Source organism: Gilvimarinus sp. 1_MG-2023 (genome assembly GCF_030548285.1).
Genome location: NZ_JAUOSC010000568.1, coordinates 1 through 324, shown reverse-complemented (window position 1 = coordinate 324; position 324 = coordinate 1). Strand labels below are relative to the sequence as shown.

General features: G+C 59.3%; 1 protein-coding gene. It reads left to right on the top strand.

Annotated elements, in window-relative coordinates:
- Positions 1–12: 12 nt before the first annotated feature.
- Positions 13–324: PEP/pyruvate-binding domain-containing protein (locus Q4563_RS18115; protein WP_303605492.1), on the top strand; the 312-nt coding region annotated here is incomplete at its 3' end.

Here is a 324-nt window from a genome sequence, read left to right as displayed (position 1 = left end):
GCACTGGCACGCATGGCGCTGACCATCGAAGAGCACTATGGCCGGCCGATGGATATCGAATGGGCCAAGGATGGGGATGACGGCAAGTTGTACGTGGTGCAGGCGCGACCGGAAACGGTCAAGAGCCGCACCAGCAAAACCGTGATGGAGCGCTACCTGCTGAAAGAAACCGGCACGGTGCTGGCCGAAGGACGCAGTATTGGCCACCGGATTGGCTCCGGGCCGGTTCGGGTCCTGAACGATATCGACGATATGGATCAGATCCGGGAAGGGGATGTACTGGTTGCCGATATGACCGACCCGGATTGGGAACCGATCATGAAA